The organism is uncultured Limnohabitans sp. (genome assembly GCF_937889215.1).
Taxonomy (GTDB): Bacteria; Pseudomonadota; Gammaproteobacteria; order Burkholderiales; family Burkholderiaceae_C; genus Limnohabitans_A.
The window spans coordinates 1-4,831 of record NZ_CALBEX010000327.1 but is presented as its reverse complement, the minus strand read 5'-3'; the positions used below and the strand labels follow the sequence as shown (position 1 = coordinate 4,831).

Annotated in this window: 6 protein-coding genes; 3 read left to right on the top strand and 3 right to left on the bottom strand. The window is 53.8% G+C overall.

All coding sequences use genetic code 11. The features are described 5' to 3' along the window. Window positions 1-6 precede the first annotated feature (6 nt). Complete coding sequence (locus tag Q0341_RS15250) at window positions 7-132, top strand: hypothetical protein (RefSeq protein WP_366522760.1); 126 nt, start codon at window positions 7-9, stop codon at window positions 130-132. Window positions 133-163: 31 nt separating this feature from the next. On the opposite strand, the gene Q0341_RS08325 is transcribed toward Q0341_RS15250, so the two are convergent. From Q0341_RS08325 to Q0341_RS08315, 3 genes are all read right to left on the bottom strand, one after another. Then, the gene (locus tag Q0341_RS08325) at window positions 164-1,441 is read right to left on the bottom strand and encodes a TRAP transporter large permease (RefSeq protein ID WP_299512021.1); all 1,278 of its coding nucleotides are present in this window, start codon (window positions 1,439-1,441) and stop codon (window positions 164-166) included. Further along, entirely contained in the window at window positions 1,438-1,932 is a 495-nt protein-coding gene (locus Q0341_RS08320) for a TRAP transporter small permease (RefSeq protein WP_299512019.1), read from the bottom strand. Before Q0341_RS08320 ends, Q0341_RS08325 begins: the two co-directional genes overlap by 4 nt. Before the next feature lie 76 nt (window positions 1,933-2,008). Then, on the bottom strand, window positions 2,009-2,986 hold the full coding sequence (locus Q0341_RS08315; protein WP_299512017.1) for a TRAP transporter substrate-binding protein: 978 nt from the start codon (window positions 2,984-2,986) through the stop codon (window positions 2,009-2,011). A gap of 232 nt (window positions 2,987-3,218) precedes the next feature. Here Q0341_RS08315 and Q0341_RS08310 point away from each other — a divergent pair, with 232 nt between their 5' ends. Together Q0341_RS08310 and Q0341_RS08305 are read left to right on the top strand one after the other, a co-directional pair. Next, entirely contained in the window at window positions 3,219-4,211 is a 993-nt protein-coding gene (locus tag Q0341_RS08310; RefSeq protein ID WP_299512014.1) for a 2-hydroxyacid dehydrogenase, read from the top strand. A gap of 45 nt (window positions 4,212-4,256) precedes the next feature. Continuing rightward, window positions 4,257-4,831: aldolase/citrate lyase family protein (locus Q0341_RS08305; protein ID WP_299512012.1), on the top strand; the 575-nt coding region annotated here is incomplete at its 3' end.

Sequence of the window (4,831 nt, the reverse complement as noted above, 5' to 3'; positions counted from 1 at the left end):
GCCCACTTGCTAGAGCCCACCCACAGCGAGCGCTTTGCGGCAGTTCTGGACTTGCATTACCCCACATGGAAAGAGGCCAGGGCAGAGCTAAATGCTTTGCCGTTGGCCTCTTTGGAGCAGATACAGGGCTGACGCTTTAAAAGCGCCGCCCCTCTGTCGGGCTTTATTTGTTGTAAACCCAGTCGCGCAAGGTCAGCGATATCTCGGGCACGTAGCTGATCAGCATCAGGCAAGCCAGGATCACGCCGATGAAGGGGATCAAATCTTTGACAACATGTTCGAGTGAGATTTTCGCCACCGTGCAGGCGGCAAACAGGTTCACGCCGAAGGGTGGGGTGATCATGCCCAGTGCCAGATTGACCACCATGATCATGCCAAATTGAACGGGATCGATGCCAAAGTACATGGCCACCGGCACCAATATGGGGGCCAGCACCAAGATGGCTGCACCGGTTTCGATGAACATGCCAATGATGAACAAAGCCAGGTTGATGCCCAACAAAAAATAAAAAGGCGACTGCAACACCTGCTCAAGCCACATGCCAATGGCCGCTGGCACCCCCGCTCGGGTGATCATGAAGGCGAACAGCCCCGCGTTAGCGATGATGAACATGATCACCGCACTCGAGATGACCGATTTGCGCAGGATTTTGTACAAGTCCTTGATGCCGATCTCACGATAGATCAAGGTGCCCACAATGAAGGCGTAAAACACCGCCACGGCCGCTGCTTCGGTAGGCGTGAAAATGCCGCCATAAATGCCGCCCAACACGATCACCGGCATGATCAATGCCCAGCCGGCTTGCCAAGTGGCCTTGCCGAAACCCAAGCGATCGTCGCCGTCGTTTTTGCCCCAACCTTTGAATTTGGCAAAGAGCCAGACAAACAGCATGAGGGCACCTGCGATGAGTAAGCCCGGCCCAACGCCCGCGACAAAAAGCTCACCAATCGACACTTCGGCACTTACGCCAAACAAAATCATGGGAATCGACGGGGGAATGACCACCCCCAATTCGGCCGATGTGGCTTGCAACGCGGTGGCCCAAGGCTTGGGGTAGCCGTGTTTGATGAGGGCTGGAATCAAGATGGAACCAACCGCGAAGGTGGTGGCCACCGACGAGCCCGAGACGGCCGCAAAAATCATGCAGGTCAAAACGCAAGTCATGGGCAGGCCGCCCTGAATACCGCCAACGACGCTTTTGGCGAACTCCACTAGGCGGCGTGAGATGCCCCCAGTTTCCATGAGGTTGCCCGCCAAAATAAAAAATGGGATGGCGGCCAAAGGGAACTTGTTGATCGAGTTGAACATCTCCTTGACGGAAATTAGCATGTGGGCATCGGCCACCTGGATGCCGACAATGGCCGACAAGCCGATAGAGACGGCCACCGACACGGTCAGTGCAAAGCACAGCAGCATAGTGAAAAGCATGGCGAAACTCATATTGTGGTCTCCAATTCCATGCGCTGTGGGTCGAGCCAAAAACCGATGATGCCAATGATGCTGAAGACGGCGCCGACTGGCAAAGCCAAATAAGCCCAGAACATGGAGACATTTTCAAGGCCAATCATGGACTGCACGCTGCCGCGCTGGGCATAGTCCCATCCCCACCACAAGATGATGCCGCACAGGGTGAGGGAGGTCGTGGCCACCACGCTGTCCAAGATCCGGCGCATGCGTTGGCCACTGAGGCGGTAAAGCATGTCCACGCTGATCATGGCCCCTTGGCGGAAAGCCATGGGAATCCCTAAAAAAATCATCCAAATCAGACAAAAGCGGATCAATACCTCGGTCCATTCAGCGGGTGACTCAATGATAAATCGCGTAAAAATTTGATGGATGCCGAAGGCAGAAGCCAAAGCCATCATGACGCAGGCAACCATCATCGACAGGGACGTCGTCCAGTGCTCGAGGCGCAAAAAGAAACGTTTCATCGGTCTATCGCGTTGCCAACAATAAAAAAAACGCCCGCCAGCAGGGGCTGGTCGGGCATTACTAAGAAGCCTCAGTTCACTTGTAGTTGCGAATTCGGTCCAAGTTCTCCTTGCCAAATTTCTTTTCAAATTCTTTGAACACAGGCGCCATAACGGAAATGAATTTAGACTTGTCGACGTTTTCGACAACGGTCATGCCACGTTTGCGCAATTCAGCCACACCCATTGCATCGTCCTTGTCAACACGGGCTCGGTTGGCTTTGGCACCTTCTTTGGCGGCATCCAAGAAAATCTGTTGATCGGCTTTGCTGAGTTTGTCAAAAACCGCCTTGTTCATGAGGAAAACAGAGGGTGAATACACATGGCCAGTCAGTGTGACGTGTTTTTGTACCTGATCGAACTTGGCGGCCATGATCACCGAAAGTGGGTTCTCTTGGCCATCGATGGTGCCGGTTTGCAGGGCGGTGAAGACCTCTGGAAAGGCCATGGGCGTGGTCACAATGCCCAGACCTTTGTAAGCCGCCACGTGCACCGGGTTTTCCATGGTGCGCATTTTCAGGCCCTTCAGATCGTTGGGGCTGTTTACAGGTCGCTTGTTGTTGGTCATGTGGCGAACGCCGTTTTCAGTCCAAGCCAACGCTTTGAAGCCTTTGGGTTCGAATTTGGCCAACAACTCTTGTCCGATGGGGCCATCGAGCACAGCTCGGGCGTGCGCTTTGTCCCGGAACAAAAATGGCACATCCAAGATGGCTGTTTCGGGCACAAAGTTGGGCACGGGGCCGGTTGAGTTGTGGGCCAGCTCTTGGGTGCCCAGTTGGACCGATTCCATGACTTCTCGCTCGCCGCCGAGAGAGCCGGAGTAAAAATTCTTGATGACAATGCGTCCATTTGTGCGCTTTTCAACTTCTCTGGCCAAAGTGACAACTGCCTCACCAGCGTGAGAATTTTCTACAACAGAAATGGCGTTGCGCATGATGATTTGCCCTTGGGCTGAGGTGCCGACAGTGAGCCCCAAAGACATGCATGTATACAAAAAAAGTTTGCTTAATTTCACAATAGACTCCTTGTTGGTGAATGCAACAAAAAAGACAACGCCAATTTGTTGACCACCAACCTTACTGACATAACATGCAAATACCAATAAGGGTTTACGAGGAGCATTGGATGCGGGCTTTTGGGAAGTATTTCATTTGGGACACTTGACGGCAATGCTTGAAAAAGCAAAAGTGCATCAAAGAGATCGTGCAAATTTTTCAAATACCAGTCATAAATAACAAGGCTAAGTCATGAGCGCCAACGATTCAAAAATATTCAAAGTGGGGATCACCTCCGATGTCTTGATGAGCAACGGCGAGCCTATCTTTGGCCAAGAGGTTTTTGATATCTTGAACCAGCCCGGTTTGGAGTGGGAGTTCATGGATGCGCATCCTGAAATTCTTCCCGAACATGTGGCCCGTTACGACGCGATATGCGCCATGTTGACCCGCTTGACCCCGGCCAGTTTGCTCACCGCCCAGCCCAGACTCAAGCTGATTGCGCGCTTTGGTGTGGGCTACGACACCATTGACTTGGGCAGCTGCAAGAAGGCCGGCATCTTGCTGACCATCGCGCCCGATGGCGTTCGCCGTCCTGTGGCGGTTTCAGCCATCACCTTCATGTTGATGTTGGCCCACAAAGTGGGCATCAAAGACAGATTGACCCGCAGTGGGCGCTGGGTTGAAAAATCCGACCACATTGGCACGGGCCTGACGGGACGGGTGCTAGGCTCGATTGGTGTGGGCAACATCGGTGCCGAAATGTTTCGTTTGGCCAGGCCATTCGATATGCATTTCATCGCCCATGATCCGTATGCCGACCCAGCACTCATGGCCTCGCTCGGGGTGGAGCTTGTGGATATGGAGACTTTGTTTGCACGCGCTGATTTTCTGACCGTCAACTGTCCCTTGAACGACAAGACCAAGGGCTTGGTGGATGCGCGTTTGCTGGCTTTGATGAAAAAAACAGCCTACGTGATCAACACCGCACGAGGGCCCATTGTGGATGAGTCGGCGCTGTATGCGGCCTTGGTGTCACATCAAATTGCAGGCGCTGGGCTGGATGTGTTTGAGGTGGAGCCTACGCCTGCCGACAACCCTTTGTTGCAGCTTGACAATGTGGTCGTAACCCCGCACGGCATCTGCTTCACCGATGAGTGCATGCAAGCCTTGGCGGCCAGCGCTTTTCGCGCGGTTGTGGATGTCATGCAGGGGCGCAAGCCGCCATACGTTGTCTCAACTTAAAGCCACTTGAATTGCCTTAGCTTTTCAATAATTGAAAGTCAAACCATGAGCCATTCTCCCCATTTGAAAACAGTGCTGATGTCCGGTGAGGTCGTGGCGGGCGCCATGGTTTTTGAATTCTTCACACCCGGAATTTCCCGTATTTTGGCCAACGCTGGGGCTCGGTTTGCCATCTACGACATGGAGCACACGGGCATGGGTTTTGAAACCCTGAAGTGGTTGTTTGCCACATCGGGCGGCCTGAACATGGCCCCCATGGTGCGCGTGCCGACGGGGGGCTACACCTGGATGGCCCGAGCGCTGGACTTGGGCGCGCGAGGTGTGATGGTGCCGATGGTGGAGACTGTTTCGCAGGCCGAGGACTTGGCGCGGGCATGCCGCTACCCACCTGCTGGCAGGCGCGGCGCTGCATTTGGCTTTGCCCAATGCGATTACCTAGGGGGGAGCGTGGTAGAGAAAATGCTTGACTACCATGCCCGAACCTTATTGATTGCCCAGATCGAAACAGAACGGGGTTTACAAAACGTGGAAGAAATCGCCTCAGTCGATGGCGTGGATGTGCTCTGGGTGGGTCATTTTGACTTGTCTAATTTCATGGGCATCCCGGGGCAATTTGATCA